General features: G+C 46.3%; 17 protein-coding genes. 3 read left to right on the top strand and 14 right to left on the bottom strand.

Going from position 1 to position 18,532, the window contains the following annotated elements; translation table 11 throughout:
- Window positions 1-245: 245 nt before the first annotated feature.
- The 4 genes from ACQ5BJ_RS13570 to ACQ5BJ_RS13555 form a co-directional block, all read right to left on the bottom strand.
- Window positions 246-596, bottom strand: a complete 351-nt coding sequence (locus ACQ5BJ_RS13570; RefSeq protein WP_019422581.1) for a type II toxin-antitoxin system PemK/MazF family toxin — start codon at window positions 594-596, stop codon at window positions 246-248.
- Between the two features lie 3 nt (window positions 597-599).
- Window positions 600-881: a CopG family ribbon-helix-helix protein gene (locus tag ACQ5BJ_RS13565; RefSeq protein ID WP_019422582.1), complete on the bottom strand. Its 282-nt coding sequence runs from the start codon at window positions 879-881 to the stop codon at window positions 600-602.
- A gap of 264 nt (window positions 882-1,145) precedes the next feature.
- The gene (gene alr, locus ACQ5BJ_RS13560) at window positions 1,146-2,345 is read right to left on the bottom strand and encodes an alanine racemase (RefSeq protein ID WP_005543927.1); all 1,200 of its coding nucleotides are present in this window, start codon (window positions 2,343-2,345) and stop codon (window positions 1,146-1,148) included.
- A gap of 232 nt (window positions 2,346-2,577) precedes the next feature.
- Entirely contained in the window at window positions 2,578-3,759 is a 1,182-nt protein-coding gene (locus tag ACQ5BJ_RS13555) for an outer membrane lipoprotein-sorting protein (RefSeq protein WP_005543928.1), read from the bottom strand.
- Window positions 3,760-3,933: 174 nt separating this feature from the next.
- Here ACQ5BJ_RS13555 and ACQ5BJ_RS13550 point away from each other — a divergent pair, with 174 nt between their 5' ends.
- The gene (locus tag ACQ5BJ_RS13550; RefSeq protein WP_171419847.1) at window positions 3,934-4,677 is read left to right on the top strand and encodes a M50 family metallopeptidase; all 744 of its coding nucleotides are present in this window, start codon (window positions 3,934-3,936) and stop codon (window positions 4,675-4,677) included.
- A gap of 283 nt (window positions 4,678-4,960) precedes the next feature.
- Here ACQ5BJ_RS13550 and ACQ5BJ_RS13545 read toward each other — a convergent pair whose 3' ends face one another.
- From ACQ5BJ_RS13545 to ACQ5BJ_RS13505, 9 genes are all read right to left on the bottom strand, one after another.
- Complete coding sequence (locus tag ACQ5BJ_RS13545) at window positions 4,961-5,881, bottom strand: N-acetylglucosamine kinase (protein ID WP_268600469.1); 921 nt, start codon at window positions 5,879-5,881, stop codon at window positions 4,961-4,963.
- 41 nt (window positions 5,882-5,922) lie between these two features.
- Complete coding sequence (locus tag ACQ5BJ_RS13540) at window positions 5,923-7,065, bottom strand: exo-beta-N-acetylmuramidase NamZ family protein (protein WP_430110557.1); 1,143 nt, start codon at window positions 7,063-7,065, stop codon at window positions 5,923-5,925.
- 34 nt (window positions 7,066-7,099) lie between these two features.
- Window positions 7,100-7,804, bottom strand: a complete 705-nt coding sequence (locus tag ACQ5BJ_RS13535) for a PIG-L deacetylase family protein (RefSeq protein ID WP_430110563.1) — start codon at window positions 7,802-7,804, stop codon at window positions 7,100-7,102.
- Between the two features lie 2 nt (window positions 7,805-7,806).
- Complete coding sequence (locus ACQ5BJ_RS13530; protein ID WP_005543933.1) at window positions 7,807-8,775, bottom strand: GNAT family N-acetyltransferase; 969 nt, start codon at window positions 8,773-8,775, stop codon at window positions 7,807-7,809.
- Window positions 8,776-9,111: 336 nt separating this feature from the next.
- Window positions 9,112-9,972, bottom strand: coding sequence for a carbohydrate ABC transporter permease (locus ACQ5BJ_RS13525; RefSeq protein WP_005543934.1), 861 nt, complete (start codon window positions 9,970-9,972; stop codon window positions 9,112-9,114).
- A 20-nt stretch (window positions 9,973-9,992) separates the two neighbouring features.
- On the bottom strand, window positions 9,993-10,895 hold the full coding sequence (locus tag ACQ5BJ_RS13520; RefSeq protein WP_005543935.1) for a carbohydrate ABC transporter permease: 903 nt from the start codon (window positions 10,893-10,895) through the stop codon (window positions 9,993-9,995).
- A 90-nt stretch (window positions 10,896-10,985) separates the two neighbouring features.
- Complete coding sequence (locus ACQ5BJ_RS13515) at window positions 10,986-12,413, bottom strand: ABC transporter substrate-binding protein (RefSeq protein ID WP_171419841.1); 1,428 nt, start codon at window positions 12,411-12,413, stop codon at window positions 10,986-10,988.
- Between the two features lie 38 nt (window positions 12,414-12,451).
- Complete coding sequence (gene murQ / locus ACQ5BJ_RS13510; RefSeq protein ID WP_005543936.1) at window positions 12,452-13,366, bottom strand: N-acetylmuramic acid 6-phosphate etherase; 915 nt, start codon at window positions 13,364-13,366, stop codon at window positions 12,452-12,454.
- 194 nt (window positions 13,367-13,560) lie between these two features.
- Window positions 13,561-14,421, bottom strand: coding sequence for a MurR/RpiR family transcriptional regulator (locus ACQ5BJ_RS13505; protein WP_005543938.1), 861 nt, complete (start codon window positions 14,419-14,421; stop codon window positions 13,561-13,563).
- 323 nt (window positions 14,422-14,744) lie between these two features.
- Between ACQ5BJ_RS13505 and ACQ5BJ_RS13500 the strand changes: the two genes are divergently transcribed.
- Window positions 14,745-15,806, top strand: a complete 1,062-nt coding sequence (locus ACQ5BJ_RS13500) for an oxidoreductase (protein ID WP_005543940.1) — start codon at window positions 14,745-14,747, stop codon at window positions 15,804-15,806.
- A 43-nt stretch (window positions 15,807-15,849) separates the two neighbouring features.
- Window positions 15,850-16,587 (top strand): GntR family transcriptional regulator, encoded by a 738-nt coding sequence (locus tag ACQ5BJ_RS13495; RefSeq protein WP_005543942.1) that lies wholly within the window; start codon window positions 15,850-15,852, stop codon window positions 16,585-16,587.
- Between the two features lie 72 nt (window positions 16,588-16,659).
- Here the strand turns inward: ACQ5BJ_RS13495 and ACQ5BJ_RS13490 are convergent, their stop codons facing one another.
- Window positions 16,660-18,471, bottom strand: a complete 1,812-nt coding sequence (locus tag ACQ5BJ_RS13490) for a flavocytochrome c (RefSeq protein ID WP_005543944.1) — start codon at window positions 18,469-18,471, stop codon at window positions 16,660-16,662.
- Between the last annotated feature and the right edge of the window lie 61 nt (window positions 18,472-18,532).

Genomic DNA, 18,532 nt, shown 5'->3' with positions numbered 1-18,532 from the left:
CGGAATGGAACTCGTCCTACATTCCTGTTCTCGAGTGTGTTTGTTCATTCTGCTTCTTCTATTGTCGCAAAAATGAGCCCTATTTTCCAGAGCAAAGCTTGCATCGGCCAATTCCCCCGTTCCGCTGCACAAGTTCACTTTTCACCATATCCTCCAGTTAGAATATCTTCTTATTAGGATATCTTCCAAGCAAAGCAAAAAAGAACGAGGTAATCCCCGTCCTTCACTCATTCCGACTATAGATGTTAGAAATCAATCAAGCCTACACTAATCTGCAACCCTTCATCAACCTTGCGCATCGTTTCCTCATCTAAGTGCGTTATCTTATCTGTCAAACGCTGCTTATCGATCGTACGAATCTGTTCCAGCAATATGACCGAATCACGATCAAAGCCGTGGGTTTCCGCATCAATCTCGACATGGGTCGGCAATTTCGCCTTCTGGATCTGGGCTGTAATCGCCGCAACGATCACCGTTGGACTAAATCGGTTGCCAATATCGTTCTGTATGACGAGGACAGGTCGAACTCCTCCCTGTTCCGATCCAACGACGGGCGATAAATCCGCAAAAAAAACGTCGCCGCGCTTCACAATCAATGTTTACACCCCGCTAACCAAACGGCCGAGAGTGCCATCCGCATCTTCTTCCGCATAAAAAGCCTCCGATGCCATTGTGAGATTGATTTTAGCCATTTCCATATAACCGCGCTGCATCGATTCACGAATGTGCCGCTTCTTGCGTTCGTTTAAATATAATTTCATCGCTTGTCGGATGAACTCGCTCCGATTGGATTTCTCCATAGCGACGATGCCGTCCACTTCTTGTAATAATTGGTCGGGCAAGCTGATCATGATCCGTTTGGTGTTCTGAATATTAGCCACCTGTCCTCGCACCCCCAAAACCTTTCCTGCCTAGTTACCATTATGTCGATTCCGTAGAAAATTTATACAAAAGAATATATATGCCCAATGCAGACGAAGTATGTTGCAGCCTGCAACATGTTCATCTCTATAATCATCCACAGAGAGCCTCTCCATTTCATTCGCCCTTGATACACCAAAATCCTTCAAGTTCCGCAAAAAGTTTCGCGGTAAATGGTTCCATATGCCGAATCATTGGATATACAGCTCTGCAATCGGCTGTATCTATCCGATAAGGAGCGGATTCGACACCTTCACAACCTGACCATTTTCAATATATACGCGCGGTACACGATGTGCAATCATGCATGTCACCTCATAGTGTATCGTGCCAAACCATTCCGCTACCTCATCTGCTGATATACAGCCTTCACCCTGACGGCCAATAAGCACAACTTCCTCGCCGGCTTCAATTGTAGATGCCTCTTGACCTAAAGACAGCAAGGACAGCATGCATTGATCCATGCAAATATTGCCCACAACAGGAACTCGCTGCCCACGAATCAGCATCAAGGCTTTGCGCTGCAGCAAGCGTGAATAACCATCCGCGTAGCCGACTGGCATCGTTGCAATCCATTCCCCTTGCTTCGTCCAGTAATTCACTCCATAGCTGATTCCCTCTTTCTCAGGGACTTCTTTGCAGTGGCTGACAGCACTTTTCAAGCTAAGCACCGGCTCCAGTGCAATATACTTCTGATTCACCTCAGCGGATGGGTACAGACCGTACATACTAATACCTACACGCACCATATTGTCGCCCCAATTCGGCATATCAATGGTGGCTGCACTGTTGCTAGAATGAATGATCGGAACTGGAATTTCGTGTTCCTTCAATAAATTAATAACCAAGGCAAAACGATCGCGCTGTACTTGCGCATACGACTTATCTGCCTCATCCGCTGTCGCGAAGTGAGTAAATACCCCTTCTACCTCGACACCATGAATCGCTCTCAGCCGATTTATCACTTGGACAACATCCTCTGGATTGCGAATGCCTAAGCGACCCATGCCGGAGTCGACCTTGACGTGAACCTTCAATTTACGGTCATCATATTTCACCGACCATGTTGCTGCATGCTGCTCCAGCATTTGGATACATTCTTCGGAGAATATATTCAAGCTTATACCATACCTGAATGCCGCTTCGATTGCTTCGGGCGGCGTATATCCAAGTATCAATATCGGCGTATGGATGCCTGCCTTGCGCAGTTGAATCGCTTCCTCCATAAATGCCACATTCAAATAATCAACACCAAATTGTTCTGCGGCACGAGAAACTTCTACCGCACCATGTCCATATGCATTTGCCTTCACACATACGCTAAGCTTTGTAGAAGCAGGTACTGTGCTGCGGAATGCTTGCAAGTTCCGGCGCAATGCGTCTAATGAAATTTCTGCGCGCGTCGGGCGAAAATACGTCTCCAAGTCAACCACCCTCACCGTCTCTCGTTTCTCCCGTTCAATCGTCAATATCCTATGTTACTTGCCGTTCGGAAGACTGTCAACCAATGCAGACGGCGATTACCACCCTTTTCTAAGGAAATAAACACTTGTCTAGTCAGAATCATCCGATTCCTCTGCTGCAATGGCCGATACGCATGAACGCGGCCCCTATTCCATCAATTAGAATACGGACCGCGCACCTCAATACATTCGCCTATTTTCCTGGCTGGTCAACCATGGATTGTGCTATTTTTACCATTTCAGATGCCGGGAGATCGCTGCTTACGATGCGGTATTTGACGCCGTCATACATCCATGTGAGAGCCTTTTGCTCCTCGCCTGACAGCTGTCCAACCGTAAAGCCAAGGTTGAGACCTTCGCCAATTGGCATACCGGTTTCCATATCCTTCGGACGGGATTCCATAATCGTGAAGTTGTAAGTTCCTGAATATCGAATGGCAACAGCGTGCTCCTTACTGTCCGGAATTGCAGGTTCATCCTTCTTTGTTACCCCTTCCGGTAAATAAGATGGCTCAATAATACCGAACGGACCAAGCTCAGCCTCATCATTGCTGCGATCACTCGCTCCTGCATCAGAACCTGTCGTTTCCGAACCTGTTCCATCTGTCGTCCCAGATGAAGGCTCATCTCCAGGCTGTTGAGGCTGCTGTTTAGAATCATCCACTTTCGCAGTCGTTTCCTTTGTATTTCCATCCGGAATCTTTGTTGCGTCTACAGTCGTGTCTGGAAGCGAGGAATTTTTCATACTCGTCATATTGCGCTGCATATCAAAGGAATCCTGATCGAACTTCTTGCTGAAGTCGAATTGATTGAATTTCATTTCCACGACAACCTTGGCTTCCGAATCCGTCACCTGTACTTGCTTCGGTGCATAACTGTCCTTGCTCAGCCATATTTTCTGGCGAACAAGAGAATCCGTCTGGTAATTGGCGGCCACTTCGAATACATAGTTATCTCCATCTGCAGTAAATTGACGCGCGTTATCGGACAGGATGCTGCGTACTAACGTTTGATACAGATATACCTGGCCTTGATTTTCCGGCCAATCGCTTTGGAAGCGGAAAATTTTATTCAAGCTTGGTGTCAAAACGAAGACGCCCTCTTTGTTGCGGAGTACAATTTGCGTAATATCCTTCTTTTCATTTTTCAGCTCGATCCGGTAGTACGACGGGTTTTGATACCATACCTCAACCCGGTATTCAAGCGGCTGCTGCCCTGAGTGCAGCGTCATCGTGCCGATGCCTGCATAGCTTTCCAATTTGCTCATTACCTTGTCCAGATCTTGAACCACCGCAGACGCATCCTTTTTGCCGCAACCAGCTACTAGGATCGCTACGCTCATCACGATGGCCAATACCCATGTGATCCGACGCATGAGATCATCCCCTCTGACATCAATATTCTTCGATTCGGTGTACTCCTCATCACTGATAACATGTCTATGTGGGAACTTGACCGATTATGCAGACTAGCATGACAAGCGTGACAAGTTATCTACATGAAATTTCCGTTTGCGGTTCAAGGAATACAGAATCAGGCGTCGAATATCATGAAGGAGGATAAAGAGAAGAAAATCATGCAGGATCAATTGAAGATTCAGGGAGAAGGGATTGCCATACGTTCTTGGACAAAAGTCATCTTATTTATTGCTGCTACCGCTTGCTTGACCCGGTTTATACCGTTCTCAAGCTTCTTTCGCAATGTAGATACGTTAATTCATGAGCTGTCTCATGCACTCGTTACGCTTGTACTCTCTGGTAAAGTGATGTACATTCATTTATTCAGCAATCAAAGCGGTGTTACCTATTCCGCATATACGTCAACATGGAAGGCGATTCCGATATCGCTCGCCGGCTACATCGGCGCTTCGTTATTTGCTGTACTGCTGTTCTATTTGCATGCTCGTAAGCAGGAGGCCGCGGGGCTTATCGCAATTGCATCCTTAGCGCTAATCAGCCTAATTCTGTTCGTTCGCAATGGGTATGGCATGATGTGGTGCGCAGGCTTCGTTGCACTGACAGGCCTCATCTGGCAGTTCGCTCCCCCATGGCTTAGAAGCGGCTACTATTTGCTAATCGCGTTCATCTGTCTCGTGGAATCGGTCATCAGCTCCGTATATCTGGTCTTCTTGTCCATAAGAATGCCGAATGGGGCAGGAGATGCCGCCAATCTCAGCCATGTCACCTACATTCCAGCCATTGTGTGGGCACTGCTGTTTGCCGCTATATCGTTATGGTGTGCCAGATGGTCCATGAGCATCTTATTCCGCGGCACACGAAAAGGAAGCATGTAATCTATTTCAATCAGAAAGGAGCTTCCAAGCATGAGTAGAACTCGATGCAGGAAAGCTCCTTTCTTTCATTAAATTGCTGCCTGACCGTTCTGTTTACATATAATATTTTGGATCTTTCTTGAAATTAGCTGAACGAACAGCACGGTGGTTCCCCGCCGCGTCCACATTGCCACATACAACAATAGAAAATCGCAGCTGCTTGCATCCTCTCATTAATAGAAGACACGATTCACCGCGATTTTGATACGATTGCATATGTTGCATTTCTAATAAGCTCACCCTCCTAGGAGCAGGCCGCAAGCTTGGAAAATGCCATCATTACTGCGCCATGCGCAGCATCCTTCTTCGGTGTAATGCAATCCATATTCGGATAACGTTCTTTTAGTATGTTTACGAAAGCATCTCGCACATTGCTGTTCTTCAGCAGCACGCTTCCTGCCATGGCGACCGTCCCTGACTGTAGAGACAGCTTCTCTACCACCGGGATAACAAGCTCACAGAGAGAGCTTGCCGCCTTACGAGCAATCTCTAGAGCTGCAGAATCGCCTAGCTCACATGCCTGCGATAGTATCGGAGCAAGAGCTGCAATATCCTTCTTATTTGTCTGCTTGTCGTATACGAATCGAATTAATTGCTGCATCGATTCAATCCCCAACTGCTCCATTACCCTATCTGTAATCGGCGTTGCAGGTATGCGCCCGTCGTACGCCCGTACAACGATGGATAACAAGTCACGTCCGATGCTGTAGCCGCTGCCCTCATCATCAATGAGATGGCCATAGCCGCCAGCGCGATGAGACTGACCCGCTTCATTTCTCCCATAGCAAATAGATCCCGTGCCTGCAATGAGAATGATGCCATATTCACGGTTATGGGCGCCGTACAATGCCGTCTCTTGGTCGCCGGTAATGATGAGTCCGCCTTCATATCCGCAATCGCGGACAATGGCTTCGAGCCGAGTTACGACTGTCGGATTGCTGACTCCGGCTGCTCCGATGCACACCTGCGCACAGTTCCCAAGCCCGCCGCATACGCTTGCGATCGTCTCGAATATTTCTTGCAGACTTGCACGTACACTCGCTTCATCCTGACCATTAATATTAATAGCTCCAGATGTAAAGGCATGCACCGCCGTTCCTCGATCATCCGCAATCATTACTGCTGTCTTCGTACCGCCGCCGTCTAAGCCTGCTACGTATGTCAACGTACGCTCACATCCTTCATCTTCCTTGTAAAAACTGTTCTCTATTTATATAAATGATACTGCTGCTTCAGCATCGCAAATTCCCGACTTTCCTCACGGAATTGCTCGAGCATCGCTGGTACATCCAAAGATTCCTCTCGATACAGCTTGTCTCCGCAGAGCAAATCGATGAAAGGCCTGGAATTCTCCTTCACTGGCGGCAAAAAGGCAAACTGCTCATAGTTGTTCTTAATCGTGAACATTAGTTTAACGCCAGCTTCAAATGACTGAACCGCGCGATTGTCGAGCACATGAATTTGCACCCCGCCGCACTGCTCGCCTTCGAACTTCGAAAAGGACGGCTTGAAATAAACAGGCCGGAAAATAACGCCCGGCAGCTTCTGGCGGTTCATTTCATCTGCCAGCTTTTCTGCCTCAATGAACGGCGCCCCGATGATTTCAAATGGCGCTGTTGTACCTCGACCTTCCGATATGTTCGTCCCCTCAAATACACATGTACCTGGATAGAGAAGTGCTGAATCATAGTGCGGCAGCCCTAAAGATGGCATAACCCATGTTCTTCCTGTATTCGGGAACTGCATCGACCGCTCCCAGCCATCACAGCGAACGACATGCAGTTTGGCGTTCCAGTTCATCTGCTCGTTCGCCATCAGGGCAACCTCGCCTGCAGTCAAGCCATAACGAACGCACAATGGATAATTACCAACAAACGACTGAAAGCCCGCCTTCAGAATATTTCCTTCTACTGTATTACCGTCAAGCGGATTGATTCGATCCAATACGACGAACTCTTTGCCTGCCTTCGCGCAGTCTTCCAACGCATAGAGCATCGTGTATATGAACGTATAATAGCGTACGCCAACATCCTGTATATCGTAGACGACCAAGTCGACTTCGTCCAGCATCTCCTGACTGAGACGCTTGGAATCTTTGCGATATAAGCTATATACAGGCACGCCTGTAAATGGATCTGTATAGGTCTCAACCTGTGCCCCTGCCGCTAGATCACCGCGAACCCCATGCTCTGGCGAGAACATCGCCACTAGGTTGAAGTTGTCATGTAAAATTTGAATTGTGGATTCAAATTGATTGTTCAATCCTGTTGGGGAGGTAATAAGGCCGACGCGTTTGCCTTTGAATATTTCAGAATATTCTCCAATACAATCAATACCGTTGCGGATCATAGGTGCCTCCTTATATGTGCGATTACTAGTCAATTTACAATTCCGATTTCCGTATGCACATCGTTTCTGCTGGAACCATAAACGTCGCCGCATATTGCTTCCGAGCCTCAATACCGCGTACCCGCGCCAAATGCTTGTAGTATTCCAGATACGGGAATGATTTGCTGCCTGTCACGAACCAATGCAGGGAAACTGCCTTGATCCACAGATCATAAGCCTCCTGCGAGAAATCAACGTATACATATGGCTTATAATCAACCGCATCTTCCCAATTTTCTGCATAATAGAGTGTAGAAGCGAAGAATGCGGGAAGTTCCCGCTCGAACGATGCCAGCCCAGCGAAGAAGCGCGCATCATTCACGATGCGATGGGTCGTCATATGATCCTTGTGCATGCTGTTTTTAAAATGCGTAATAATGATGTTCGGACACACCTGACGAATAACGTCGCAAACTCTCAGACGCATTTCTTCATTGTCCTTCAGCTCGCCATCTGGAATATCGAATACAATCGCTTCACCGCCCAGCATTTCCGCGAACGCCTTCGCCTCATTCACCTTCTGCTCGCGATATTCCGCCATATTCTGTCCAGCCGGAACCCCTCGTTCCCCTGCTGTCAAAGCCAAGGTTACAATGCGGTCGCCCTTGAGTGCGTGGCTTGCCAATACACCACCCGCCGTCAACTCCATATCTCCCACATGACCACCAATTGCTAGAATCGTTCGTTGCTGCTCGCTCATACCTACAACTCCCTTCTCATGATTGAAAATTGTTTGACGGTCTGGAATCCCGCCTTCTCGTAAATGCGAAGCGCGGGGTTGGTGCTTCCTGTGAATAACGACATGTATTCCGTCCCAATGCTGCGGAATGCTTCACAAAGCTTGAAGAATAAAATGGTGCCAAGTCCATGTCCTTTATGATGGGGACTCACGCCAATGCCAGCAAAATATCCCCGACCGCTCTTCTGGCGAATAACTGGACCTGCGAAGCCAACTGCTTGGCCTTGATGCGCTGCAATCACTACGGGAACACCATCCGCAGTTGCTTGCCCAATCTCCTTGCGCCACAGCGGGTTGTTCAGCTCATTCAGCATGGCTGCGATCCCATTATGACGTACCCGATCATACAAACCGACGGTATAACCATCTGCCACTGCCGCTTGCTCCTTAGTAACGATTTGCTCAGGGATTTCGAACTCAGCCAAAGGCAGATACATCGCTTGTTGAACAGCTCGTTCCATGTAGCCTTGCCGCAGCAGAAATTGATGGAATTCACTGCCGATGGGTACTCCCGGCGCATTGTTATGCTCATGATGCAGCGTATTTGGAATATACCAAGGCAGCTTCATCGGGTTGAAGAACAGGATATCTGCCTGCTTCTTCCCAAGCTCACGAAAACGATGCTCTACCGCGTCCAGCAGTTGCTTGTAATGATCGTCTGAACTGCATTTGCGGGACAATACAACGCATGTGATATATCCGGCTGTATCGCCAAGCGGCAAGTCATCCCCAGTACAACCGCAGGCAAAGCCTTGCATACTGCCTTCATCATCAAGTAGAACGAATGTGTTCGCGGAATCGAAGTAAGGGTTAGAACGAAAGATGTCCTGGAAACTCACTACAGTAAGCTCTTTATATCCATCGCGAACTGCCTCTTCATTCCATAATGCAATAACGTCTTCCCTATATTTGTTATCCCATGTGACAAGCATGATCGCAGGACCTCCATTTAAACATTAAACCTTCATCGCAGCGATGAAGGTTCAGGAATAGATTGCAGGAGACTATAATCCAGTTCAAAAAGGTCGGTTTTCAGCACCGAGAAGATTGTCAGGAACTCGAAGCTAATGCTTCCGAAGTGAGTTTTGCTAAGAAAAACTTGTAAGGAGCAGCGCAGTGTAGGCGAGACTACATGAGCAGCTAAGATGTTTCCGAAGGAAACATCCTTCGAAAGCAGACACTATTCGAGAGTGAGTGCACGATTCGATGCCGAATTACTTTCCATACACCTTCGTGATCAAAGGCGACCTTTTTGAAATTCCTCTTTATTAGCCTTTCACCGCACCTACGGTTACCCCTTGCAGGAAGTACTTCTGCAAGCTGAAGAAGAGAATAAACATAGGCAGCGCTGAGATTGTAGCACCTGCCATCATCGGCGCAAAGTATGTCGTGTTGGCAAATCTGAAGTTTTTAAGGCCTACCTGAATCGTCTGCATATCCATTGTATTCGTAACCAAGAATGGCCAGAAGAACGTATTCCAGCTATCCATAAATGTAAGAATCGCCATTACCGCGAGTACAGTCTTAGACAGCGGCAGAATAATTTTGAAGTACACTTGAAACTGATTGCAGCCTTCGATCTTCGCACATTCCAATACTTCATTCGGAATGCTGCTCATGAACTGCTTCGAAAGGAAAATATTATATACAGTAACGAGACCAGGCAAAATCAAAGCGCTGTACGTGTTTTGGATTTGAAAAATATTAACGATCAAGATGTACAACGGCACTTGTGTTACCTGATACGGAATCATCATCGCAACGAGAAGCAATGTAAACAATGCGGTTCTGCCCTTGAACTTAATTTTAGAGAAGGCATAGCCGGCCATACTTGCAAAGAACACGTTCGAAACTGTAACAACAGCCGCTACAAATAATGAGTTCAATAACCAGCGCAGTGAGTATTCACTGTAATCGAAGAAAAACTTATACGATTCAAAAGATATTTTAGATGGGAAGAGCGAGTAGCTCATCGCCCCTGCTTCGACGGGATCCCCGAAGGAAGAAATAATCATAAAATAAATAGGGAAGATCGTGGCCAAAGCAAATAACAAAAGTATGAATATGATGGCAGCGTTTCTCGTATGTTTAGCCGCCGGTTTTCCATTATGCGGATTGTAGAGTGACATCGTTGGCTTCTCCCCTTTCCTTAATACTCCACGTCTTTACCCATAAATTTAAATTGCATGAATGAGATGACAGCAATGATTGCAGCCAACACGAGAGATTGTGCCGCAGCTTTACCGAATTCAAAATATTTGAATGCGTTGTCAAAGATGAGCAATCCGACCATTGTTGTCGAGTTGTCCGGGCCGCCGCCTGTCATCAGATAAGCGTTCTGGAATACTTGGAAAGAGCCGATAACGCCAGTTACCAACAAGAACAAGGTTGTTGGCTTCAAACAAGGAATGACAATGTACCACAGCTTCTGCAGGAAGGAAGCCCCGTCCAGCGCTGCTGCTTCATAATAGCTATCATCAATACCGAGCAATGCTGCCAAATAAATAATGATGCTTGTACCGTGGCTTGCCAGCCAGGACATCAAAACCAAAGAGAACATCGAAGTCGAGCTTGAGCCGAGCCAGTTCAAATTGCTGATGCCGAACAGGCCTAGGAGCTGGTTCATAATACCGGTTTCCATCGGATCGAAGATCCACAGCCATACAACGGACATGGCAACGCCTGATGCAACTGCCGGCAAATAGTAAACGGCCTTGAACGTCGTTTGCAGCTTCTTGCTAAGCGGCAAGATGAGAATGGCGACCGCAAACGAGATCATCAATGCAACGGGAACGGTGAGTATCGTATATACAACCGTATTCTTGATAGACTTCCAAAAGAGCGGATCTTTAAAGGAAGAAATATAGTTATCGAATCCTATCCATGTAGATCCAAGCGGTTTATAATCCTGAAAACTGATGATAAAGGCACTTACGACCGGATATGCGGTAAAGACTGCAAATACAACCAATGCTACCGCGATAAACGCATATCCCCAACCGGAATCCCCTCTAATTTTCCGTCTTTTCAACGGCTTAGCTAATTGGGCCATAATGCGAAACCCCTTTCAATACGCAATGTCATAAACATTTTCGGATCGCCGTATGTTGATCCATGCAGCGATCCGAAGCTGACTACATTCTTAGTCCTTCACAATGCCGTCTTCACCAAATGTTGAAATGGCTGCTGATTTCACAGCATCATACATTTGCTCAGGTGTAATTTCATTGGCAATCAACGCTTGAAGCTTAGGCACAATGACTTCCGTTTCCATTTTAATCGCTTTTGCACCCAGGTCTGTTGGGATGTCTGGACGTGCAGGCGCTGCATGGCTAAGCAATGTTTGTACAGCCTTTTCATTGAACTCGTCTCTCTTGATTGGCATCTTTTCTGCTTCTTTTCTTGCCGATTGTGTAATGTGCGCTGCAAAGAGATCATTATTCGTTGTCGCTGCAACTTTACCGCTTGCAAGGAAGTATGCAGCTTTTACTACGTTCGCTTTATGCTCAGGCGTTGGCTCATTTTTTCCACGGAAGGTTACATAACCATCCACCGCGACAGTAGATTGCTGCTTCTGCCCTAAGAAGGTTGGAACCGGCAGAACGGTATATTGAACCGGAATACTGCCTTTTACTTCACTGCCATCTTTTTTTGCAATTTTTTCGTTGTTTTCGTTCGCGTTATTTTCGAAAGTTGCAAGACCTTTACCTGTAATCATGGTTTGCCCTGTCAGGAACATGTTCCAGCGCTTACCTGCGTCTACAGAGCTGAGCTCTTTCGGCATAGAGCCGTCATCAATGAGCGTGCGAATATCCTTCAGTACTTCCAAGAAGTTCTTGCTTGTGTATGCATACTTCAAATCTTTATCGAACGGATCAGGCATGCCTGCATTCTTAACCAGAATCCCCAAGTAGTCCTTTGAAGCTACGCCAGCCGTAGCGAATACGAAGCCATAGCGGGAAGTCTTGTCGCCTTCTTTTACGACACCTTTCTTCACAGCTTCGCGGAATTCATCAAACGTCCAGCCCTCTTGCTGAACTTTCTTCCAGTCGATTCCGGCTTTCTCCAAGAACTCTCTGTTGCCGCCCAATGCGTGAACCTCCATATATGCCGGGAAGCCATAGAGTCCGTCTCCGTTCTTCATGTATTCAAGCGGAACCTTATCATAATCCGCGATCATTTCAGGCGTTGCTACATCCTTAATATCCATCATCATTCCTTGCTGGATATATTTTGGAATACCGGCAGAGCCGATGAATGCAATATCCGGCGGGCTGCCCGCATTAACTTGTGTATCGAGCTTTTGCGTCACATCTTCCCAGCTTGCTGGCTCAATCTTCAGCGTCAGATCAGGATACAACTCGCTAAACTCCTTCTCCATTTGCTTGAAGTTGTCTTGGAACTTACCGGATACTGGCGGAAGCAAAGCTGTAATTGTGTCTTTGCCGCCCTTGCCTCCATTCGCCTGTTCTCCCGATTTTGCATCATTGGAACTTCCGCATGCCGACAGTAGGGAAATTGCCAAGGTAAAAGCACAGATGGACGCCAATACACGCATTCTTTTTCTCATTGATAAAGCCCCCCTCAAGGATATCGAATGAATGATTTCTATACCGCTTTTGTAAACGTGCCAATTGCTTTTTTTAAGCTGCCTTCACTTTGCTCTAATGCCCGTTCCGCTTCAGCAGCGTCAAGTCCTGTCTTAATCATCATGATGGCAAGCTTACAGCTCATGGAAGCGCTTTCTAAATAGCTAGTCGCTGTCTTCGCATCAACCCCTGTAGCCGCTTGGATAATCCGAACAGAACGATCACGCAACTTGATATTACTCGCTTTAAGATCCACCATCAAGTTATTAAAAGTCTTACCGAGTTTAACCATCGTGCAAGTTGTCAGCATATTCAGTACCAACTTCTGGGCTGTACCCGCTTTCAATCTTGTCGATCCCATAATGACTTCCGGTCCTACAACAGGTGAGATGCATACATCGCAGACGCTCTCTAGCTTGGATTGCTTATTATTCACAACGCCAATTGTCGCCGCTCCAAGTTCGCGCGCCTTTCTTAGGGCCGCTATGACGAATTGTGCGCTTCCGCTCGCTGTGATGCCAATAACCACATCCTTGTCCGTCACGCCGCATCTCTCAATTAACGCCATTCCCTCCTCTGCATCATCCTCGCAGCCTTCAACGGCCCATCTCAGTGCAGTGTCTCCCCCAGCGATATGTCCTTGCACTAACGAAGGGTCAGTTCCGAAAGTGGGTGGACATTCTGAAGCGTCGAGGACGCCGATTCTGCCGGAAGATCCAGCCCCGACATAGAACATTTTACCGCCATTTTTGAGCGCATGGTGCAGGGTGTCAACCGCTTTCGCAATTTGCGGAATCTCTGCTGCAACCGCTTGCGGAACTTTCGAATCCTGCTCATTCATCAGGCGCAGCATCTGATCGGTTGTGCACTCGTCTATCACCAATGTCTCTGGATTGATTTCTTCTGTCGTTAGACCCGCCAGATACTCATCCATAGCCATCCTCCTATCCTGTTTTGTATAACTTTCTTATACACCCATCTTAGACCTAATTTTCATCATGGTCAACAGTTTTTGAAATAAAATTTTATTATAAAATAAATTATTGGTGTTTTATTTTTGTTTTTCAACAAAAAAAGACACCGGCGGTTATCCCCTTCCGATGTCTGTCATTACATCCTGATACTGCATCAACGATGTTTGCTGGCCAATATATTATGTGTTTTCGTCAAATATTTCTTCACATTCTTATATTCCGCACTTGCTACTCCCGCAAAGAGAATATCGATTACCGTCAGCATGGCGATCCGCGATCCCATCGCACCGCTGCGAATCGTTACCTCGGGTGTTGAGATGCTCAACACGATATCGGCGTTCTCTGCCAGCTCACTCTTCGTATACTTGGTTATTGCGATAACGCAGGCGCCATTTTTCTTGGCAATCTCTAAGGTATCCAAGATCTCGATCGTATCGCCTGAATTCGAGACAAAAATCGCAACATCGCCCTTATCAAGCAGTGTAGCCGCTGTTAATTGGCTGTGCCCGTCTGTATAAGCATGGCACATTTTGTTGATGCGCGAAAACTTCTGCTCGCCGTCGATTGCGACAAGTCCTGATGCGCCAATACCGAAGAACACAACCCGATTGCTCTCGCGCAGCACCTGCACGGCACGGGCGATTTCTTTCCGATCAATTACGCAAAGCGTATCCTCGATGGATTTACTATTGTTGCGCGAAATATTCGAGATGATCGTATCTAAATCATCCCCTGGTTGAATGTCCGTATACTGATCCTTTTGTTCATCATCCATCGATCCAATCGATGCGGAGATGCTGACAATAAAGCTGCGGTAGCCCGAGTACCCCATCGTTTTGCAGAAACGGAGCACGGAAGCATCACTCGTCTTCGTCAGCTGAGCCAAGTTCTTGATCGACAAATGCGGTATTTCTTCTAGGTTGGCGAGTACATACTCAGCCACGATTCGTTCTACTGGTGTAAGGCTATCCTTCATATCACGGATTTTGATTAAAATATTATCATGTATCGACATATGTCTATCCCTACTTATTCGGAAATTTTATTTCAAAATAAATCTATCATTTTGGTATTATATTTTATTCTAGCTTGCATCCAACCAGAATGCAATGACTTTCATCGCACAATTGTAAAATTTCCAAAATTTATACAGGTAAAGGTTTCAAAAAAAGGTAGCCTTTTTCATCCATTGCCTTGTTCACCATTTATATCGTTTTAAGTAACCAAAATAATTAGGTTTACCTTATTTATATAATTTCAAAAACAAAACTATATACTTTTATAAATATATATATATAATAAACATAAATAATATTTACGAAAAGGAAGTTACACAACATGACATTAACAATGGGCTTTATCGGGTTTGGTAAATCAGCCAACCGTTATCACTTACCTTACGTGAACACGCGTGAGCATATAAAGGTAAAAACAATTTTTGCTCGGCACGTGAACGAAGCATTAGCTGCTCCATATCGGAAAAAGGGGGTTAATTTCACCACTGATTTGGACGAATTATTGAACGACAATGAAATCCAATTAGTGACGATCTGTACGCCTGCACATACGCACTACGAATTGGCGAAAAAAGTGATACTTGCTGGAAAATCAGTTATCGTTGAAAAACCATTTTGCGATACAGTTGAACATGCGAAAGAATTACTAGCTTTAGGCCACGAAAAAGGTGTGGTCGTTATGCCTTACCAAAACCGCCGCTTCGATGGTGATTTCTTAGCTGTGAAGCAGGTTATTGAACAAGGTTTCCTTGGTGACATACTTGAAGTTGAATCGCATATTGATTACTTCCGTCCTGGTTCAATCAGCCGTGAAGGTTCGAAAGAAGAAGGTTCATTCTACGGTTTAGGGATTCATATGATGGATCGCTTGATTTCACTATTTGGCCGTCCGGATACGGTGACCTACGATATTCGCAATAATGAAGTGGAAGGTGCGGTTGATAACTATTTCGATGTTGATCTTCATTACGGATATCAATTAAAAATTAAACTTAAAACCAACCATGTTGTAGCAAAAGATTATCCGCGCTTTATCGTTCACGGAACAAACGGCTCATTCATCAAATACGGTGAAGATCAGCAGGAAAATGATCTGAAAGCAGGCATTATGCCTGAAAGTGCAGGCTTTGGTGAAGATTCGCCGATGTACTATGGTATTGCTAAATACCGCAACGCAAACGGTGACTGGATTGAAAAACAAATCAAAACTCCACTTGGCGATTACGGCCGTTTCTATGATGCAGCGTATGAAACTATCGTAAATGGCGCTTCAAAACTTGTAACAGACGAAGAAGCGATAACGAATATTGAAATCTTGGAAAACGGATTTGCTGCACCATCACCTTCTGTTTACAAGCTTGAGGCTCTACATGTGAACTACTAGAGGGCAGTTAAGAAAGGAAGTCCAGCTCAAAGGAGGCAGGGAAATGGCAAGCGGGTCAACTCAAGTAAAATATCTCGCCATTTACCAAAAAATCAAACAGCAGATTTTAGACGGCGAGTATAAAATCAACGAAAAAATCCCAAGCAGCCCAATCCTTGCTGAAAAATTCGGCGTTGCGTCTCTTACCATCAAAAAGGCACTGGATCTGCTGGTTCGTGATGGCTACATCATCCGCCGGCGCGGCAGCGGAACGGTGGTTCAAGACTGGCATCAGCAGGAAAAGGCGCGAATGATTCAGACCTTAATCGGTACCAAAGCTGTGTACGGCAGTGAGGTAGAAAGCAAGATCATCGAATTCGCGATTATCGGTGCGGACGAAACTATGGCCAGAAAATTGGGGATTGCAGCCGGCGATTTTATCTATAAAATCATCCGCCTCCGTATTATTCACGGTATCCCGACGATAATGGAGCATACATGGATGCCCATTTCGGTCATACCTGGTGTTGATGTTACGGTATTAGAGCAGTCGATATACTCGCACATTCAAAATAAGCTTGGTCTTCAAGTGGGAACATCGATTGTACGAGTCAAGGGAATTCGTCCAGATGATAGGGAAAAGCAGTTTCTGGACGTAACGGATCAGGACTACCTGATGCGAGTCGAACAGGTAGCCTACCTGACTGACGGACGCACCTTTGAGTACTCTTACGCCGACCATCTGCCGGAAACCTTTGAATTTGAAACCGTCATTACCGCAAAGAATTATAAAGAGTCATAAAAAAGGAAGCACGACTCTCCACCTATTTTGGTAAATGAGAAGTGCTTCCTTTTTTGTGTTCATCTATTACAGCTACTTCACAGACTGTTGTCCTGCAATACGACCGAACGTAATGGCATCCGCTACTGCGTTGCCGCCGAGACGGTTCTTGCCGTGGATGACGCCAGTTACTTCACCAGCAGCGAACAAGCCTGGAATCGGCTGTCCCTTCTCATTCAATACTTGGGTCGTCTTGTTAATGACAACACCGCCCATCGTATGGTGAACGGATGGAACTGCTTTTTCAATATAATAAGGGCCTTTACTCATATCCTTCAAACCTGCACGATGATGGAAGTCCTTGTCATCGCCCGCCTTCGCGAAGCCATTGACACGTTCAATCGTCGCCTTCAATGCAGCCGGATCGATATTGAAGAACTTCGCAGCTTCTTCCAATGTATCTGCTTTATACAATACGCCTTCTTTTACAAGCATATCATACTCGTCCTTGTGTACCTCATGAGTCTTGCTAATATTCGCAATATCTTCATTCCACAACTGGTAAGCGTATTTTCCCTCTTGCGCCAAAATTGCTTTGGAAATAACGTCGCGACGTTCAAGCTCTTCTACAAAACGTTTGCCGCTTTGATTCACAAGGATTGCGCCATCGAAACGGCTGTCCGCTACCAGTGAAATTACACCGGTCTTCGGATTGCAAATTGGATACGTTTGAATGCTCGCCATATTGGTCAGTGCCGCCCCTGCAGCTTGTGCCATTACAATACCGTCACCCGTAGAACCTGGGGCGTCTGTTGTCATGTATTTCTCATCATACTCTGGATTGTACTGCTTACGCATTTCTACATTGGAGCCAAAGCCCCCGGATGCAATAATAACGCCCTTGTTCGCATGGAACGTCAGCTTGCTGCCGTTCTCACCCGTTGCTTCGACGCCAATCACCTTGCCGGATGCATCGGTCAACAGTTTATCTGCCTTTGTATTCGTTTTCAACGGAATGCCTGCTCCGTCTAAGTGCTTCTTCAGCTTCGTAATCAGTTCTGCTCCTGTATGTCCCTGTGGTATAAGCGCTCGCTTTACCGAGTGCCCACCAAATTGGAAGAGGTGATCCGGCAAAAATTCAACCTTGATCTCATCCTTCAGCCATTCGGCTGCTTGGGTAGCATTCTCAGCCATCGTGCGCACCATCTCTGGATCGCCGACGTTGTCGCCGCCTTTCAATGTATCTTTAATGAACAATTCGACATCATCTTTAATGCCAAGTTTCTGTTGAACCCATGTGTTCGCTGCATTCATTTCCCCGCCGGAAATTAGCGTGTTGCCGCCTACTGTAGGCATCTTTTCCAACAGGACGACGGAAGCACCAGCCTTCTTCGCTTCGATGGCCGCACTGAATCCCGCTCCGCCTGCACCAACTACGACGATGTCATAGGTTTGTTCAGCAGGCTCCTCGGATTTATTGGAGGAATCGGCTTTCTTCGCAATTAGCGTAAGTCCTGCCTTGGATACGGCATCTTTAACTGCATCAATGAAACCATGGCTTGTCATACTGGAGCCGCTGATCGCATCTACTTCAGCCGTATTGGTGCTGATCATATTTTCTTTAAGCTGTTTATATACAGGTTCGGCCAGAACTTCATTCTCTTTCTGTTCGAGTACCTTAATATCTTTGATTTCATTATTTTCAAAAGTTACTTCTACCTTAATCGCACCGTGCTTCCCATCACCTTCCCCGACAGATGTAATGGTCTTGCCCTGCTGTTCTTGCTGAGATGCCGCATCCGAGCCTTGCGCTCCCTTGCTTCCATTCCCATTACCACAAGCTGCTACCATTGCGATAAGACATAAAATCAGCAGCCAGGTTCCAGCCTTGCGAATGCTCTTCATGTTGTGATACCCCTCGTCTGTGTATACTGGTTCGCTGCGCATGCGAAAGATGTACCGTACA

It is taken from the genome of Paenibacillus sp. B1-35 (assembly GCF_050474385.1).
Classification (GTDB): Bacteria; Bacillota; Bacilli; order Paenibacillales; family Paenibacillaceae; genus Paenibacillus_B; species Paenibacillus_B alvei.
Note: the sequence above shows the minus strand (reverse complement) of the source record. Positions and strands in the feature narration are given on the sequence as shown.